This is a genomic window from Cellulosimicrobium sp. BMG9.22, from assembly GCF_059159975.1.
The window spans coordinates 53,712-69,166 of the sequence record NZ_JBZGBY010000018.1; the positions used below are offsets into that span (position 1 = coordinate 53,712).

A 15,455-nucleotide genomic window follows, 5' to 3' on the forward strand; every position below is an offset into this window, starting at 1 on the left:
GGGCTGCACGAGGCGAGCCGACCGCGAAGGGCCGAGGGGCGGGGCTGCGCGGGGTCGTGGCGGGCCTGGCGGGAGCGCCGAGGAACGAGGCGCGGATGGGAGACCCCGCGCAGCCCCGTCCCTCGGCCCGCCCCGACCGAGACCCCGGCCGAAGCGACCGACCGACAAGCGTCAGTGCGCGAAGTGCCGCGTCCCGGTGAAGTACATCGTCACGCCCGCCGCCGTCGCCGCCTCGATGACCTCGGCGTCCCGGATGGACCCTCCGGGCGCGACGACGGCGCGCACGCCGGCGTCCAGAAGGATCTGCAACCCGTCGGCGAACGGGAAGAAGGCGTCGGACGCGGCCACGGCGCCGCGCGCCCGCTCCTGCCCGTCGGCGAGGGTGTTGGCGCGCTCGACCGCGAGGCGGCACGAGTCGACGCGGTTGACCTGCCCCATGCCGACGCCGACGGCGGCGCCGTCGTGCGCGAGGAGGATCGCGTTGGACTTCGCGGCACGGATGGCGCGCCACGCGAAGGCGAGGTCGGCGAGCGTCGCGTCGTCGGCGGCGTCTCCGGTCACGAGGTTCCAGTGCTGCGGGTCGTCGCCGCCGGTGACGGTGCCCTCGGCGCCCTCGGCATCGGTCACGACGGCGTCGACGCGGTCCACGCTCTGCACGAGCAGGCCACCGCTGATCGGGCGGGTCTCGACCGTCGCGGCGGGCGGGGCGTCGACCACGAGGAGGCGGATGTTCTTCTTGGCCTGCAGGACCTCGAGCGCGCCGGGCTCGAACCCGGGTGCGACGACGACCTCGGTGAACACGGGCGCGATCTGCTCTGCGGCGGCGCGCGTCACGACGCCGTTCGCCGCGATGACGCCGCCGTACGCGGAAACGGGGTCGGTGGCGTGCGCGCGGGCGTGGGCGTCGGCGATGTCGGTGCCGACCGCGATGCCGCACGGGTTGGCGTGCTTGATGATCGCGACCGCGGGCTCGGTGTGGTCGTGCGCGGCCCGCCACGCGGCGTCGGCGTCGACGTAGTTGTTGTAGCTCATGGCCTTGCCGTGCAGCTGGGTCGCCTGGGCGAGGCCGCTCGGGCCGTGGCCGTTCGTGTAGAGCGCGGCGCGCTGGTGCGGGTTCTCGCCGTAGCGCAGCACGTCCGCGCGGTCCCAGGTGCCGCCCATCCAGGCGGGGAACCCGGTGCTCACCGTCGCGCCGTCGGCGCCGCCCTCGACCGGTACGGCGTCCGTCGGCGCGACGACGTTGCCCATCCAGGAGGCGACCGCGACGTCGTAGGTGGCGGTGTGCACGAACGCGGCGGCCGCGAGCGCCTTGCGCTGCGCGTAGGTGAAGCCGCCCGCCCGCACGGCCGCGACGACGTCGCCGTACGCGGCCGGGTCCACGACGACGGCGACGCTCGGGTGGTTCTTCGCCGCGGCGCGGACCATCGAGGGACCGCCGATGTCGATCTGCTCGACGACCTCGTCCGGGCCGGCGCCGGACGCGACGGTCGCGGCGAACGGGTAGAGGTTGACGACGACGAGCTCGAACGGCGCGATGCCGAGCTCGTCGAGCTGCGCGAGGTGGTCGGCCTTGCGCGAGTCCGCGAGGATCCCGGCGTGCACGCGCGGGTGCAGCGTCTTGACGCGGCCCTCCAGGCACTCGGGGAACCCCGTGAGGTCCTCGACCCTCGTCACGGGGACGCCCGCGCCCGCGATCGTCGCGGCGGTCGAGCCGGTCGAGACGAGCTCGACACCCGCCGCGTGGAGCGCCGTAGCGAGCTCGACGAGGCCGGTCTTGTCGTAGACGCTCAGGAGCGCACGGCGCACGGGGCGCTGGGCGTCGTCGGCGAGCTGGACGTCGGGGGCGGAGGGGGCAGACATCTTGAGGGGCTCCTCTGGGTCGCGGTCGCCGCGTCGGCCGGACCGACGCGCGTGTGGCAGAACCCAGGCGCCCAGGCGGTCGACGCACCAGCAGGTAGATCCGGCCGCTCCCCGGTGGTCGTTCCCACCTTCGCCAGTCGCGGCCGGGACGAGTCTACCGGCCCGACGCCGCCGGCTCCGGCTCGGCGGGAAGGTCCGACGTGGCGAGGGCCTGCGCGTCGTCGGCCCAGGTGTCGGGCGTGCCGACGCGCCACAGGGACCGAACGGTGCTGAGCGCGGCGACGGTGACGGCGAGCAGCGCGGCGAGGACCGCGAGCGCCGTGCCGAGCCCGAACCGCTCGAGCAGGCCGCTCCCGACGAGCGGGATGAACGGCCCCGCGGCGAGGCCGGTCAGTCCCATGACGGACGCGAGCCGTCCCTGCATCTGCGGCGGGGTGATCGCCGCGGCGTAGCCGGAGAGGCCTGCGTTCACGGCCGGGACGAGCAGCAGCGAAGGCGGGAGCAGGACGAGGTAGGCGACGTACGACTCCAGGGCGGCCATGGCGACCACGCCCACGGCGAGCACCCCGAGCGCGACGACGACGAGCACCCCGGCTCGGAACCGTCCGACGAGGCGCGGGGCGATCACCGCTCCGACCAGGATGCCGACGCCCACCGCGAGGTCGACGAGGCCGATGAGCACGGGGGCCGTGCCGGTGCGGACGAGCTCGAGGTTGATACCGATCATGAGGCTTCCGAAGGCCAGGTTGGTGACGACGAAGAGCCCGAGGACCGCGCGGAACAGTGGGACCGACCAGACGAACCGCAGCCCCTCGCGCAGCGCGGCCAGCGGACGCGTCGCGCGAGCCTCGGCGACGTCGCCGTTGAGCGGCTCGCGCACGAACCACGTGCACACGGCGGTCGCGAGGTGCCCGATCGCCGCGGCCGCGAGCGGGACGGCGTGCGCGACGGCGTAGAGCAGCCCTCCGAGCGGGCCGGCGAGCAGGTTCGACACGGCGTCGCGGCCCTGGGCGGCTGCGAGCGCCGTCGGCAGCTGCGGCACGGGCACGACCGACCGGAAGGCACCGCTCGTCGCCGGGTCCACGAGGGCGCCGACGACCGAGGCACCGAAGAGGACGGCGGCGAGGTGCCAGGCGGTGAGGGACCCGAGCGCGGCGGTGACGGCGACCGTCGCCCACAGCGCCGCGCCGACGCCCGCGGCGGCGACGATGAGCCGGCGGCGGTCGACGCGGTCGGCGACGACCCCGGCGGGCAGCGTCGCGAGCAGCGCGCCGACCTGCCCGACGGCGGCCACCACGCCCGCCTGCACGACCGACCCCGTGAGTCCGTACGCGATGAGCGGCACCGCGAAGAGCGCGACGCCGGCTCCGACCGACTCGGTCGTGAGCCCGGACATGAGGAGCATGTACGAGCGGTTGCGCAGGAGCCGGGGCGGGTCGCCGCCGGCGACGACGGCGTGCGCCTCGTCGGACTGGTCGCTCGTCGTGGGCGGCATCTCGCGGGGTGCGGTGTCATGGCTCGTCGTCATGACCGGAACAGTAGTTACGCACCGTGTATTGCGCAAGACTTATTGCACATCTCGTCGCGCGGGGGAAAGGGGAGCCCGACGGCACGTTGCTAGCCTCGTCGTGTGCTCGAGACCTTCCACGTCCAGGACCCCGCGGCGCTGCGGGCGATCGCTCACCCCCTGCGGCAGCGGATCCTCGTGGAGCTCGCGACTCTCGGGCACGCGCGGGCGGCCGACCTCGCCCGCGCCACGGGCGAGCCCGCCAACTCGGTGAGCTTCCATCTCCGCGTGCTGGCGAAGGCCGGGATGATCGTCGAGGCGCCCGAGCTCGCGCGCGACCGCCGGGACCGGGTCTGGACCAACGTCGCGAGGAGCTACGCGGTCGAGCCGGGAACCCCCGCGGCGATGCGCGACGTCGTGCTGCCCGCGCTGCGGTGGGCCGAGGAGGCGTTCGTCGGCGCGGACGACGTCCGTCCCTCGCGCGACGACCGGATCCTCGCGCTGAGCACGTTCGTGCTCGACGCCGAGCAGGCGCAAGCGATGGTCGCCGAGCTCCAGAGCGTCCTCGAACGCTGGTCGGAGAGCTCGCTCGACGCCGCGCGCGCGACGCCGCACACCCGGCGCGAGACGTACCAGCTGCTCGCCGTCCTCGCGCCCCGGTCCCTTCCGGCGTCCGCCGGAAGCCACGGCCCGGCGGACACGGCGGACCCGGGCGACGCGCCGGAGCCGCGCGACGGGGACGCGTAGCTAGCGGCCCAGGACCGCTCGGCGCCCCTCGACGCGCAGACCCTCGCGCGCGACGCGGCCCACGGTCTCCACGAGCAGCGCGCGCTCGGCGACCTTGATGCGCTCGTGGAGCGAGGACTCGTCGTCGCCCTCCTCGACCGGCACCGCGACCTGGGCGACGATCGGCCCGGTGTCGACGCCGTCGTCGACCACGTGGACCGTGCACCCGGTGACGCGCACCCCGTACGCGAGCGCGTCGCGCACGCCGTGCGCCCCCGGGAAGGACGGCAGGAGGGCGGGATGGGTGTTGATCGTGCGCCCCGCGAAGCGCCCGACGAACGCCGGGCCGAGGATCCGCATGAACCCCGCGAGCACCACGAGGTCGGGCCGGAACACGTCGACGGCCTGCGCGATCGCCACGTTCCACGCCGCCCGGTCGTCGAAGTCGCCCGGCGCGACGACGACTGCCGCGACTCCCGCCTCGCGCGCGAGGTCGAGCCCCCCGGCGTCCGCCTTGTCCGACACGACGCCGACGACGCGCGCGCCGTACGCGGCGTCGTCGTGCGCGTCGAGGATCGCGGCGAGGTTGCTGCCGGCGCCCGAGACGAGGACGACGACGCGTGCGGCGGAGGTGGACTCGACGGTGTGGCCGGACGGCGTCTGCACGGTGCTCCTGCGGGTCGAGGGAACTGTGGGGACGTGCGGGCGGCAGCACGTCCGATGGGAGAATGTACCGCGAGCCGCCCGACCGACCGAGGAGCTGCCCGTGGGCAACCCGTACGCCCCGCCCCGCCCTGACGCGCCGCAGCAGCCTCGCCCCGAGGCGCAGCAGCCGCCGGACGACGCGCGGCCGGACGCAGCGGCGCCACCGTCGCCGCCCGCCGCTCCGCCGCCCCCCGTCCCGCAGCCTCCTGCCCCGCAGCGTCCCGCGCCGCAGGCCCCGCCCGAGCCGGCGGAGACGGACCCGGAGCTCGCACGCCGCGCGACCCGGCGCGTGCTGCACTTCGGGCTGCTCCTGCTCGCCGTGATCGTCGTGAGCGCGATGCCGTTCCCGTGGCAGGCCGTGAGCCTCGCCCTCGCGCTCGGCGCGATCGTCGTGGGGGTGCGCGCGCTGGTCGCCGTCTGGAAGGCACGCCAGCGGGGCGCGCTCGTCCCGGCGCTCGCGATCGGCGTCGGGCTCGCAGGCATGCTCGCGCTGCAGATGGTCGCCACGCTCGCCACGTGGGACATCGCGACGGCGCACCAACGGTGCCTCGACGGCGCGATCACCGTCTCGGCGACGAACCGCTGCGAGGCCGAGCGTCAGGATGCCCTCGACGAGTGGGTCTCCCGGCTCTCCCCCGCACCGGCCGGCTCGTAGCACGAGGCCGGACCGGCCGACCTCAGAGGAGCGGCGGCTCCTCCGGGGCGGCGGGCTCGCGGCGCCGTCCGAGGACGTCGAGGCGTGCCCACACGAGCGCCAGGGCGGCGCCGCCGCCGATCTCCGCGGCAGCGAGCGCCCCGACGAGGAGCGCGTCCGCGCCGACCGTCTCGAGCCGTCCTGGCCCGACGGCGCCGCTCGCGAGCCAGGTCACGGCCCCCACGAGCAGACCTGCCCCGACGGCGACGCCCGCCGCGGCGAGACCGAGGTCTGACCAGCGGACGTCGTCGTCGGGGTGCGTGGCCGTCACCTCGCGCAGCCGCCGCCACACGAACGACCCGACCACGACGCCGAGGACGACGACCACCACGGGTACCCACGGCGTCAGCGGGTTCGTCCAGTCGTCGCCGGGCAGCGCACCGAGGATCGGGACCGCGGGCAGTGCGCCGGGGTGCGAGCCGGTCGGCGCGAACGTGCTGCCCTCCCCGACCGCGAAGCCCGGGCCGACGAGCCAGGCGCCGGCCCACACGACGACGTTCGGCAGGACGGCGAGCTGGGCGAGCGCGAGCACGATCCCGCCGACGGTACCCGGGACGAGGCCCGCGACGATGTCGCCCGACGTGGCCCGCCCCGCCACGAGCCACACCCCCACGACGACGGCGGAGACACCGGTCAGCAGGCTCGCCCCGAGGAGGGCGCCGCGCAGCCCGAGGCGCACCGACGGCGGGACCCACCGGTCGAGCCGCTGCGTGAGGTCGGCGACGAACGGGGCGTCGGGCCGCGCGAGGATCCCCGCCCCCAGCCCGAGGCCCCCGACGGCCGCGCCCCCGACGACCGCGACGGCGAGGCCCCACGGCGGCGTCGTCCCGGCGAGCAGCGCGACGCCCAGCGCGCCGACGGCGTAGGTGACGGTTCCCGCGACCCAGGCGGACGTCGTCGTGTGGGCGGACCGCCGCGCCGACGCGAAGCAGCAGAACAGTGCGAGCGCCGTGAGACCCAGCGGGACGAGGGTGACCGTCGCGCCGCTCGCGACGAGCGGCACGCCGTGCCCGAGCAACCACAGCCCGGCGGCGACCGTCACCGACTGGCCCCACCCGGTGCCCTCGGAGGATCCGGTGGAGGACGCGAGGAACGCGACGACCCCGGGCAGCACGACCACCGCGAGCGACAGCGTGAGCGCCTGCAACGCGGCGACGACTCCCGACGGACCTCGTCGGGGCGCCACCGGCGAGGGTGGCGGGCTGCCTTCCACGGTGCGCGTGCGCGCGCCGCGCGTCGTGCCGGTGGTGCTCATGGTGCCCATCGTCGTCGATCGAGAGGGTGCTTCGTGACATTCTCCCCGGCGCGCCAGGGTACCCGCCCCTACGATCGGGTCCATGACGACGACGCCCGCACCGACCGCGTTCGTGCTGGGTGGCGGCGGGGTGCGGGGAGCGGTGCAGATCGGCATGCTGCGCGCGCTGCTCGAGCGTGGCATCGCTCCGGACGTCATCGTCGGCACGTCCATCGGTGCGATCAACGGGGCCGCGCTCGCCGCCGACCCGACGACCGCGGTCGTGCCGCGGCTCGAGGCCGCCTGGTCGTCGCCGGCCGCGACGCGGATCTACGGCGAGGCCTGGTACCGCCAGGTGCGCCGGCTCGCGCAGACCCGGACCCACCTCGCGAGCCCGGCCCCGTTGCGCGCGCTCCTGCGCCAGGTGCTGGGCGGCCGGACGACGTTCGCCGACCTGGACGTCCCGCTCGTCGTGGCCGCGGCGTCGATCGAGCGCGCGGCCGAGCGCTGGTTCAGCGAGGGGCCGCTCGTCGAGGCGGTCGTCGCCTCGGCGTCCGTGCCCGGCGCCCTGCCGCCGACACGCATCGGGGACGAGCACTACGTCGACGGCGGGGTGGTGTCGTCGATCCCGCTCGGCGAGGCCGTCCGCCGCGGGGCGGGCACGGTGTGGGTCCTGCAGGTCGGGCGGATCGAGGAGCCGCTGCGGCCACCGCGCACCGCCGTGGAGGTGGCCAAGGTGACGTTCGAGATCGCACGCCGGCACCGCTTCGCGCGCGAGCTCGCCGAGGTCCCGGACGACGTCACCGTGCACGTCCTGCCGAGCGGTGGCCCGCTGCCCGGCGACGACCGGCTCTCCTCCTCGCGCCGCCTCGACGCGACGCGCACCCGTGCGGCGTCGTCGTACGCCGCGGCGAGCGCCTACCTCGACGGCCTCGACGCCGGCACCGACACCCGTCTCGACACCGCATGAACGTCGCTCCCCCGCCCCGGTGGGTCCGCCGCGTCGTGCTCGCGCCGGCGGTCGTCCTGCTCGCCGTCCTGCTCGTCCCCACGAGCATCATGCTCGTGATCCTCGTCGGCGCGATCGTGAGCTGGGCCCTGCCCGGGCGCCTGCGCACGACGCGCGCGCTGTGGCTCGCGAGCTTCTACGTCGTGTGGGACGCGGTCGCGGTCGTCGCGCTGTTCGGGCTGTGGCTCGCCTCCGGCTTCGGCTGGGCGCTGCACCGGCCGGCGTTCCGGGGAGCGCACGTCCGCCTGGCCGGTGCGATGCTGGCGGTGCTGTTCTGGCAGGTGCGCTGGACGCTGCGGCTGCGGATCGAGGCGGACCTGAGCGACGCCGCCGGACTCGACGGTGCGCCCGTCCTTGTCGTGAGCCGCCACGCAGGCCCCGGGGACTCGTTCGTCCTCATGGACCGCATCCTCAACGCCGCCCGGCGCGAGCCGCGCGTCGTCCTCAAGGACACCCTGCAGTGGGACCCGGCGATCGACATCCTGCTGCACCGGCTGCCCGCGCACTTCGTCGTGCCCCGGGTCCGACGACGCGCGGGGGCGCCGTCCGGCAGCGAGGCCGTCGCGCTCCTGGCCACCGACCTGGCGCCCGACTCTGCCGTCCTGCTGTTCCCCGAGGGCGGGAACGTCACGCCGCGCCGCCGCGACGCGCGGATCGCGGCGCTCCGCGCGGCGGGTGACGACACCGAGGCGGACCTCGCCGCCCAGATGCCGCACGTCATGGCGCCGCACGTGGGCGGCTTCCTCGCGGCGCTCGACGCGACGCCGACGACGGGGGTCGCCGTCGTCGCGCACACCGGGCTCGAGCGCCTGGTCACGGTGCGCGACATCTGGCGCGAGCTGCCCATGGACAAGCGCATCACGCTCAAGGTGTGGGCGACGCCGCGCGACGAGCTGCCCGCCGGTGACGAGGAGCGGGCCGCGTGGCTCTACGCGCAGTGGGCCCGGCTCGACGCGTGGCTCGCCGACTCCGGTGCACCGGCAGCGCGACGCGCCGACTGACACGCGGCGCTCTCCCTCCGCCTCGACGCACGACGCCCCGCGTCCGGCGAGCGGAGCGGGGCGCGTGCGTGGGGCGCCGTGCGGCGCTCCGGGACGTGCTGGGGTCGTGCTCGGGTCAGGCGAGGATCTCGCGCAGGAGCGCGGCCGTCTCGGACGGCGTCTTGCCGACCTTGACGCCGACGGCCTCGAGGGCCTCCTTCTTCGCCTGGGCGGTGCCCGCGGAGCCGGAGACGATGGCGCCGGCGTGGCCCATCGTCTTGCCCTCGGGGGCGGTGAAGCCCGCGACGTAGCCGACGACCGGCTTCGTCACGTGGTCCTTGATGTACGCCGCCGCACGCTCCTCGGCGTCGCCGCCGATCTCACCGATCATGACGATCGCCTGGGTCTCGGGGTCGTTCTCGAACGCCTCGAGCGCGTCGATGTGCGTGGTGCCGACGATCGGGTCGCCGCCGATGCCGATGGCGGTGGAGAACCCGAGGTCCTTGAGCTCGTACATCATCTGGTAGGTCAGCGTGCCCGACTTCGACACGAGACCGATCGGGCCCTTGCCCGTGATGGTGTGCGGGGTGATGCCGGCGAGCGACTCGCCCGGCGTGATGATGCCCGGGCAGTTCGGGCCGATCATGCGGGTGCTCTTGCCCTGCAGGTAGGCCCAGACCTCGGCCGTGTCCTGGACCGGGACGCCCTCGGTGATGACGACGATGAGCGGCATCTGCGCGTCGACCGCCTCGATCGCCGCGTCCTTGGTGAAGGCCGGGGGGACGAACAGGACGGACACGTTCGCGCCGGTCTCGGCCATGGCCTCGGCGACCGTGCCGAACACGGGCAGCGTGACGTCGTTGCCCTCGTGGTCCTTGTGGGTGACGGTGGTGCCGGCCTTGCGGGCGTTGACGCCACCGACGATCTGGGCGCCGGAGTCGAGCATCAGGGCGGTGTGCTTGGCACCCATCCCGCCGGTGATGCCCTGGACGATGATCTTCGAGTCGGAGTTCAGGTAGATCGACATGGTGTTCTCTGTCTCAGCTTTCGACGTCTACGGGCGATCAGGCGTTGGCCAGCTCGGCTGCCTTGTCGGCGCCGCCGTCCATGGTCTCGGCGAGGGTCACCAGCGGGTGGTTCGCCTCGCGCAGGATCGCGCGGCCGAGGTCCACGTTGTTGCCGTCGAGGCGCACGACCAGGGGCTTGGAGGCCTCGTCGCCGAGGATCTCCAGCGCGCCGACGATGCCCTTGGCGACCTCGTCGCACGCGGTGATCCCGCCGAAGACGTTGACGAACACCGACTTGACCTGCGGGTCGTGGAGGATGACGTCGAGGCCGTTCGCCATGACCTGGGCGTTCGCGCCGCCGCCGATGTCGAGGAAGTTGGCCGGCTTGACGCCGCCGTGGGCCTCGCCCGCGTAGGCGACGACGTCGAGGGTGCTCATGACGAGCCCCGCGCCGTTGCCGATGATGCCGACCTCGCCGTCGAGCTTGACGTAGTTGAGGCCGTTCGCCTTGGCCTTGGCCTCGAGCGGGTCGGCCGACTCCTTGTCCTCGAGCGCCTCGTGGTCCGGGTGACGGACCTCGGACGCGTTGTCGTCGAGGGTGACCTTGCCGTCGAGGGCGATGATCTTGCCGTCCTCGGTGCGGACGAGCGGGTTCACCTCGACGAGCGTCGCGTCCTCCGCCGTGAACACGGTCCACAGCGTGCGGATGACGTCGGCGACGGGAGCCTTGAGGTCGTCGGCGAACCCGGCGGCGTCGACGATCTCGCGCGCCTTCGCCTCGTCGATGCCCACGATCGGGTCGACCGCGACCCGCGCGAGCGCCTCGGGGCGCTCGACCGCGAGCTGCTCGATCTCCATGCCGCCCTCGACCGAGCACATCGCGAGGTAGTTGCGGTTCGAGCGGTCGAGGAGCACCGAGAAGTAGAACTCCTCGGCGATCTTCGCGCCCTCGGCGATCATCACGCGGTGGACCGTGTGGCCCTTGATGTCCATGCCGAGGATCTCGGACGCCTTCTCGGCGGTCTCCTCGGGCGAGTGCGCGAGCTTGACGCCGCCGGCCTTACCGCGGCCGCCGGTCTTCACCTGTGCCTTGACGACGACGGTCCCGCCGCCGAGCTGCTCCGCGCCCGCCCGGGCCTCGTCGGGCGTCGTCGCGACGACGCCGCCCAGCACGGGCACGCCGTGCTTCTCGAAGATGTCACGCGCCTGGTATTCGAACAGGTCCACCCTGCTGCGTCCTTCCGTCTGATGCGCCGTGTGCGGCATGACCGATGTCTCGACATCAAGACATCCCCGTACAGGGTAGCCCTCAGCCGGGAGCGCGCCTATCCGCCAGGTCCCGCCGACGAGCGACGCGGGGTGTTCTCTTCGTCACGCGCGCCCGACGGGAGGGGAGGCGCCCTCAGCCCTGGACCGGGACGTCGACGAAGCGGACGGGCGCGCTGCCCGGGGCGCCGGGGAGCGACCCGTCGGGCACGTCCACCGTGACGACGTCCTGCCCCGTGTCCGGCCACACGACCGTCGCGTGCGTGCCCAGACCCACGCCCAGGCTCCCCATCGAGCGGTCGCCGAGCAGCAGCCTCTCGAGCTCCAGCGCGCCGAAGTCGAGCTCGTCCGAGGCGAGGTAGTCGGCGGGGTAGACCCTGGTCCCGCCGTCGAGGAGCGTGACGTTGCCGGTGCCCAGCGACGCGTCGGTGAGGTTGCCACGGCCGTCCCGGACGGAGCCGAGGACCCCGACGAACCCGACGTGGTCCGGGCCGGGGTTGCGGACCTCGAGGTCGCCCACGAGGTAGCCGTCGACGCGACGGACCCCGAGGAGCTCGACGTCGAGCGGGCGGGTCCCGAGGTCGTCCGTGTACTGGACGTTCGCCGTCCCGACGCCCTGGACCGTCGGGCCCCCGGTCTGCTCCGCCTCGGCGTCGGACGCGCTCGTCGTGACGGCCGTCTCGGCGGGGACGAAACGGATCTCGACCCGGCGGTTCAGGGCGCGCGCCTCGTCGCTCGGGCCCGGGTCGAGCGGCTCGGTCTCGCCGCGGCCCTCGACCACGAGCTCGAGGTCCCCGAGGTCCGTGACTGCGGCGAGACGGTCCGCCACGGCCTGCGCGCGCCGCTCCGAGAGGTCCTGGTTTGCCGATTCCTCGCCCACGTCGTCCGTGTGGCCGACGACGCGCAGGTCGCCGGCTCCCGCACGGGCCAGCTCGGCGCCGACAGCCTGCAGCGCCTCGTCGGCCCCCGCGCCCAGCTCGGCCGAGTCGATCGCGAAGAGGACGTCGGAGTCGACGGCGACCGTGACCTCCTCCTCCGCGACACGGGTGCGGACGGCACCGTCGTCCTGGGTCGTGAAGGTCTCGAGGAACGCGACGGGCGCGACGACGTCGTCCGGGGAGGCGTCCGTGAGCTGCTCGAGAGGGACCGTGAGGTCGGCGGCGTCTGCCGCGTCGACGACGGGGACGCCCTCGACCAGCCCGACGTGCGGGACGAGCACCGCCGTCGTCGCACCGTCCGGGGCCGCGAAGACCGCGTGCCCGACCAGAGGCCCGCCGTCGCCGCCGCCGACCACCGCGCCGTCCGGGTACGCGCCGAGCGGGACGCCGTCGACGTACGCCGCCTCGCGGACGACCCCGGCCTCGGTGTCCACGAGCCGCAGGCCCGCGAAGGAGTCCTCCTGCCCGAGCGCCGTGTCGCCGAAGACGAAGGTGAGCGGGGTGGCCCCGTCACCGGCCGAGGTCACCTGGACTCGCAGCACGCCGAGGCCGTCGCTCACGGCGAGCGGCCCGATCTCGAGGTCGAGCTCGAGGCCGAGGAACGTGGTCGACGCGTCGACGGGCGTGGGGTCGCTCGCGCGCTCCTCGGCCGCCACGGTGGACGGTGCGGGGTCGTCCGCGACCTCCACCCCGCCGAGCATCCCGCAACCGGAGGTGGCCAGCGCGAGCGCGAGCACCGTCGCGACCCTCCGCACGCCAGCCGTCCCGCGGCTCCGCACCGTCTCGTCACGTGTCGCCATGCCGTCCCCCTGCTCTGTGGTGTTCTTCCGTCGGTAGGCCGCCCGCCCGGCCAGGGCGATGCGCCGCCGGGACTCTACACGCGCGCCCCTGACCGTGGCGCACCCGCTCGCCCGACGGGCGCGCGCGTCAACAACGGTTGACGACCTGCGTGCTGTCAACGTAGATTGACATCTATGGAATCCGTCGACATGGACGCCGCGAGCGGCACCGACCCGGACACGGGACTGCGGGCGGTGCGCTCGCTCCGCGTGCTCGCCGAACGGCTCGAGGCGCTGCAGGTCGAGCACGCCCGAGCGCTCGGCTGGTCGTGGCAGGAGATCGCCGACCGGCTCGGAATCACCCGCCAGGCCGTGCACAAGAAGTACGGGGCGACCCGATCCACCAGGAGGTCATGACATGTTCGAACGCTTCTCCGCCGACGCCCGAGCGACGGTCGTCGACGCCCAGGAGGTCGCGCGCGAGCACGGCGACGACTCGATCGACGCCGTGCACCTGCTCCTCGCCCTCGCCCACCAGGAGAGCGGTGCGGGCGCGTCGGCTCTCGCCGCGCTCGGGGTAGGACCCGGCGCGATCGACCGGCACGCAGAGCTGGCGGCCGCCGGTACGGATCTCGACGGCGAGGCCCTGGCCTCGCTCGGGATCGACCTCGACGAGATCCGGGCGCGCACGGACGCGGCGTTCGGCCCGGGTGCGCTCGACCGCGCGGGCGAGGAGCGTCGCGCGCGGCGCAACCGCCGGTCGCACATCCCGTTCACGCCCGAGGCCAAGAAGGCCCTCGAGCTCTCGCTGCGCGAGGCGATCCACGCCGGCTCGCGGTCCATCGACTCGGGCCACGTGCTCCTCGCCGTGGCCCGCATCGACGGCTCGACGGCGCACCGCACCCTGGTCGGCGCGCTCGCCGAGGCGGGCTCGGACATCCCGGGGCTGCGCGCCGCCCTCTCCGAGCGGCACCGCCGGGCGTCCTGAGCGGACCGCCTCCCGGGCCGGCTACCGTGGCCGGAGCACGAGCAGGTCGCCGATCTCGCAGCCGAGCACGTCGCAGACGGCCGTGAGCGTGGAGAAGCGGATCGCGCGCGCACGGTCGTTCTTGAGCACCGACAGGTTGACGACCGTGACCCCCACGAGCTCGGCGAGCCGGCTGAGCGTCATGCCCCGCTCCTCGAGCAGCTCGTCGAGCCGGCAGTGCACTCGTCCGGCGTCGTCCTCGGGCGGCATCAGACGAGGCCCTCGGTCTCGCGCTGCACGCGCTCCCCGACGCGCATCGCGCCGGCAACCGCGCCGAGCGCGATCGCGACGAGCAGCAGGCCGAGCGGCAGGGACGTCACGAAGACCGTGCCGGCGTCCGCGTCGCCACCGCCGAGCTCCGTGCGAGCGGCGCTCCCCACGACCATCGAGGCGGCGACCTGGACGAGCCAGGCGACTATGACGGCGACGGCCGCGACGAGGACGAGCCGCGTCGTCGCGGCCGTGAAGGTCAGCCCTCGCACGACGCGCCGGCAGAACAGCGCGAGGCACACCGCGGTCACGGCGTAGGCGGCGGGGACCGTCACGGCCTCCAGGATGGCGGCCGCGCGCGCGAACCCGGCCAGGTGCGGCACGTCGACGACGACCGAACCGGACGTCGCGGCGACGTCCGCGCCGCCGGGGCCGAGCGGGGCCCGGACGATCTCGTCGGACGTCAGCTCGACCCGGGCGGGAACCGGCCCTTCGCCGACGAGCTCGGCGAGGCGGCGGAGGGCGACGACGAGCGCGCCGACGACGACCGCCGCCGCGACGAGCACGGTGACGACCACGTCGGAGCGGTCGAGCTCGACGAGCGAGAACCTCTTGCGGGGCGCGGTGGACACGAGGGCCTCCCAGGGCCGGGACCGTCACGTGCCGACGGTCAATATCGAAAGACGATACTATCGATAGTCGATATACGCCAGCGGTCGCCCGTCCGCCCGCCGGCGGACGGCACTGGCCCTGCGGTCGGACCACGGGCGGACGACCCCGCGGCGCGCGCCGCCTACCGTTCTTCGCATGGCTGACCCGAACCCGTCGCGCACGCGGCACGCCCCCGAACGCCCGGCACCGGAGCCCCCACGCCAGAGCGGCGACCGCGCGCGCCCGGGGTGGCGCCGCGCCGTCGCCGTGCTGGCAGCGAGCTTCGTCCTCGGATGCCTCACCTCGTTCGCCCAGGGATTCTTGCCCGACGCCGCGGCGCCGTTCGCGAACTCCGCGAGCGGCTGGACTGTGCTCACCGCGGTCCTGGTCTGGTGGGCGCGTGCTCGAACGTGGCTCTCTGCGGCCCTCGGGGCGGCAAGTTTCGTCCTGCTCGTCCTCGGCTACACCGTCGCCGCCGACCTGCGGGGGTTCTTCTACGACCCGACCCTGTTCGGCGTCGTCGGCCTGGTCGTCGGCCCGTTCGTCGGGGTCGCCGCGGCCTGGCTGCGTCTCACGGGCGTGCGCGCCGCACTAGGGACCGCGCTGCTCGCCGGTGTCGGCCTCGGGGAGAGCGCCTACGGCCTCACGACCGTCGTGGAGACGACGGGCGCGACTTACTGGGTCGCGATCGGCGTCGTCGCGCTCGCACTGCTCGGCGGAATGCTCGCCCGTCGGCTGCGCGGCGCCGTACCCGTCACGCTCGCCGTGGCCGGCACGGCCGTCGTCGCGACGGCGTTCGTCCTCGCCTACCGCGCGCTCGGCACCGTCGGCTGACTCACCGGGCGCACCCTCGCGTCGGGCC

The 15,455-nt window shown here is 74.6% G+C and carries 16 protein-coding genes and 1 riboswitch; of the genes, 7 read left to right on the top strand and 9 right to left on the bottom strand.

What is annotated here, in order from left to right; all coding sequences use genetic code 11:
• Positions 1–171: 171 nt before the first annotated feature.
• Together purH and AC4H2H_RS13020 are read right to left on the bottom strand one after the other, a co-directional pair.
• On the bottom strand, positions 172–1,860 hold the full coding sequence (purH, locus tag AC4H2H_RS13015; RefSeq protein WP_494371231.1) for a bifunctional phosphoribosylaminoimidazolecarboxamide formyltransferase/IMP cyclohydrolase: 1,689 nt from the start codon (positions 1,858–1,860) through the stop codon (positions 172–174).
• Positions 1,861–1,922: 62 nt separating this feature from the next.
• A riboswitch (ZMP/ZTP riboswitch) is annotated at positions 1,923–2,011 on the bottom strand.
• Between the two features lie 3 nt (positions 2,012–2,014).
• Entirely contained in the window at positions 2,015–3,388 is a 1,374-nt protein-coding gene (locus AC4H2H_RS13020; RefSeq protein ID WP_494371232.1) for an MFS transporter, read from the bottom strand.
• Positions 3,389–3,490: 102 nt separating this feature from the next.
• Here AC4H2H_RS13020 and AC4H2H_RS13025 point away from each other — a divergent pair, with 102 nt between their 5' ends.
• Positions 3,491–4,114, top strand: a complete 624-nt coding sequence (locus tag AC4H2H_RS13025) for an ArsR/SmtB family transcription factor (protein WP_494371233.1) — start codon at positions 3,491–3,493, stop codon at positions 4,112–4,114.
• On the opposite strand, the gene purN is transcribed toward AC4H2H_RS13025, so the two are convergent.
• Positions 4,115–4,759 carry a phosphoribosylglycinamide formyltransferase gene (gene purN / locus AC4H2H_RS13030; RefSeq protein ID WP_494371234.1) on the bottom strand — a complete coding sequence of 215 codons (645 nt, stop codon included), beginning with the start codon at positions 4,757–4,759 and terminating at the stop codon, positions 4,115–4,117.
• Between the two features lie 100 nt (positions 4,760–4,859).
• On the opposite strand from purN, the gene AC4H2H_RS13035 reads away from it, so the two are divergent.
• On the top strand, positions 4,860–5,453 hold the full coding sequence (locus tag AC4H2H_RS13035) for a hypothetical protein (RefSeq protein ID WP_494371235.1): 594 nt from the start codon (positions 4,860–4,862) through the stop codon (positions 5,451–5,453).
• A 22-nt stretch (positions 5,454–5,475) separates the two neighbouring features.
• Here AC4H2H_RS13035 and AC4H2H_RS13040 read toward each other — a convergent pair whose 3' ends face one another.
• Positions 5,476–6,747, bottom strand: a complete 1,272-nt coding sequence (locus tag AC4H2H_RS13040; RefSeq protein ID WP_494371236.1) for a cell division protein PerM — start codon at positions 6,745–6,747, stop codon at positions 5,476–5,478.
• An 82-nt stretch (positions 6,748–6,829) separates the two neighbouring features.
• Between AC4H2H_RS13040 and AC4H2H_RS13045 the strand changes: the two genes are divergently transcribed.
• Positions 6,830–7,696: a patatin-like phospholipase family protein gene (locus tag AC4H2H_RS13045; RefSeq protein WP_494371237.1), complete on the top strand. Its 867-nt coding sequence runs from the start codon at positions 6,830–6,832 to the stop codon at positions 7,694–7,696.
• Positions 7,693–8,736, top strand: coding sequence for a 1-acyl-sn-glycerol-3-phosphate acyltransferase (locus AC4H2H_RS13050; RefSeq protein ID WP_494371238.1), 1,044 nt, complete (start codon positions 7,693–7,695; stop codon positions 8,734–8,736). Before AC4H2H_RS13045 ends, AC4H2H_RS13050 begins: the two co-directional genes overlap by 4 nt.
• 115 nt (positions 8,737–8,851) lie before the next feature.
• On the opposite strand, the gene sucD is transcribed toward AC4H2H_RS13050, so the two are convergent.
• The 3 genes from sucD to AC4H2H_RS13065 form a co-directional block, all read right to left on the bottom strand.
• On the bottom strand, positions 8,852–9,742 hold the full coding sequence (gene sucD, locus AC4H2H_RS13055) for a succinate--CoA ligase subunit alpha (protein WP_494371239.1): 891 nt from the start codon (positions 9,740–9,742) through the stop codon (positions 8,852–8,854).
• A 37-nt stretch (positions 9,743–9,779) separates the two neighbouring features.
• Positions 9,780–10,949 (bottom strand): ADP-forming succinate--CoA ligase subunit beta, encoded by a 1,170-nt coding sequence (sucC, locus tag AC4H2H_RS13060; protein ID WP_494371240.1) that lies wholly within the window; start codon positions 10,947–10,949, stop codon positions 9,780–9,782.
• Positions 10,950–11,124: 175 nt separating this feature from the next.
• The gene (locus tag AC4H2H_RS13065; protein ID WP_494371241.1) at positions 11,125–12,726 is read right to left on the bottom strand and encodes an OmpA family protein; all 1,602 of its coding nucleotides are present in this window, start codon (positions 12,724–12,726) and stop codon (positions 11,125–11,127) included.
• 174 nt (positions 12,727–12,900) lie between these two features.
• Between AC4H2H_RS13065 and AC4H2H_RS13070 the strand changes: the two genes are divergently transcribed.
• Positions 12,901–13,122 (top strand): helix-turn-helix domain-containing protein, encoded by a 222-nt coding sequence (locus tag AC4H2H_RS13070; RefSeq protein ID WP_494371242.1) that lies wholly within the window; start codon positions 12,901–12,903, stop codon positions 13,120–13,122.
• A 1-nt stretch (position 13,123) separates the two neighbouring features.
• Complete coding sequence (locus tag AC4H2H_RS13075) at positions 13,124–13,693, top strand: Clp protease N-terminal domain-containing protein (RefSeq protein WP_494371243.1); 570 nt, start codon at positions 13,124–13,126, stop codon at positions 13,691–13,693.
• Positions 13,694–13,714: 21 nt separating this feature from the next.
• Here AC4H2H_RS13075 and AC4H2H_RS13080 read toward each other — a convergent pair whose 3' ends face one another.
• Positions 13,715–13,942 (bottom strand): helix-turn-helix domain-containing protein, encoded by a 228-nt coding sequence (locus AC4H2H_RS13080; protein WP_494371244.1) that lies wholly within the window; start codon positions 13,940–13,942, stop codon positions 13,715–13,717.
• Positions 13,942–14,574: a hypothetical protein gene (locus AC4H2H_RS13085; protein ID WP_494371245.1), complete on the bottom strand. Its 633-nt coding sequence runs from the start codon at positions 14,572–14,574 to the stop codon at positions 13,942–13,944. Before AC4H2H_RS13085 ends, AC4H2H_RS13080 begins: the two co-directional genes overlap by 1 nt.
• A 175-nt stretch (positions 14,575–14,749) precedes the next feature.
• On the opposite strand from AC4H2H_RS13085, the gene AC4H2H_RS13090 reads away from it, so the two are divergent.
• Positions 14,750–15,427, top strand: a complete 678-nt coding sequence (locus AC4H2H_RS13090) for a DUF6518 family protein (RefSeq protein WP_494371246.1) — start codon at positions 14,750–14,752, stop codon at positions 15,425–15,427.
• Positions 15,428–15,455 lie beyond the last annotated feature (28 nt).

Excerpts from the sequence above, each read along its gene's own strand:
- AC4H2H_RS13020 (WP_494371232.1), bottom strand. The coding sequence starts at position 3,388 with ATGACGACGAGCCATGACACCGCACCCCGCGAGATGCCGCCCACGACG.
- AC4H2H_RS13065 (WP_494371241.1), bottom strand. The coding sequence starts at position 12,726 with ATGGCGACACGTGACGAGACGGTGCGGAGCCGCGGGACGGCTGGCGTG.
- AC4H2H_RS13070 (WP_494371242.1), top strand. The coding sequence starts at position 12,901 with ATGGAATCCGTCGACATGGACGCCGCGAGCGGCACCGACCCGGACACG.
- AC4H2H_RS13090 (WP_494371246.1), top strand. The coding sequence starts at position 14,750 with ATGGCTGACCCGAACCCGTCGCGCACGCGGCACGCCCCCGAACGCCCG.
- AC4H2H_RS13050 (WP_494371238.1), top strand. The coding sequence starts at position 7,693 with ATGAACGTCGCTCCCCCGCCCCGGTGGGTCCGCCGCGTCGTGCTCGCG.
- AC4H2H_RS13040 (WP_494371236.1), bottom strand. The coding sequence starts at position 6,747 with ATGAGCACCACCGGCACGACGCGCGGCGCGCGCACGCGCACCGTGGAA.
- sucD (WP_494371239.1), bottom strand. The coding sequence starts at position 9,742 with ATGTCGATCTACCTGAACTCCGACTCGAAGATCATCGTCCAGGGCATC.
- AC4H2H_RS13045 (WP_494371237.1), top strand. The coding sequence starts at position 6,830 with ATGACGACGACGCCCGCACCGACCGCGTTCGTGCTGGGTGGCGGCGGG.
- AC4H2H_RS13075 (WP_494371243.1), top strand. The coding sequence starts at position 13,124 with ATGTTCGAACGCTTCTCCGCCGACGCCCGAGCGACGGTCGTCGACGCC.
- purH (WP_494371231.1), bottom strand. The coding sequence starts at position 1,860 with ATGTCTGCCCCCTCCGCCCCCGACGTCCAGCTCGCCGACGACGCCCAG.
- AC4H2H_RS13080 (WP_494371244.1), bottom strand. The coding sequence starts at position 13,942 with ATGCCGCCCGAGGACGACGCCGGACGAGTGCACTGCCGGCTCGACGAG.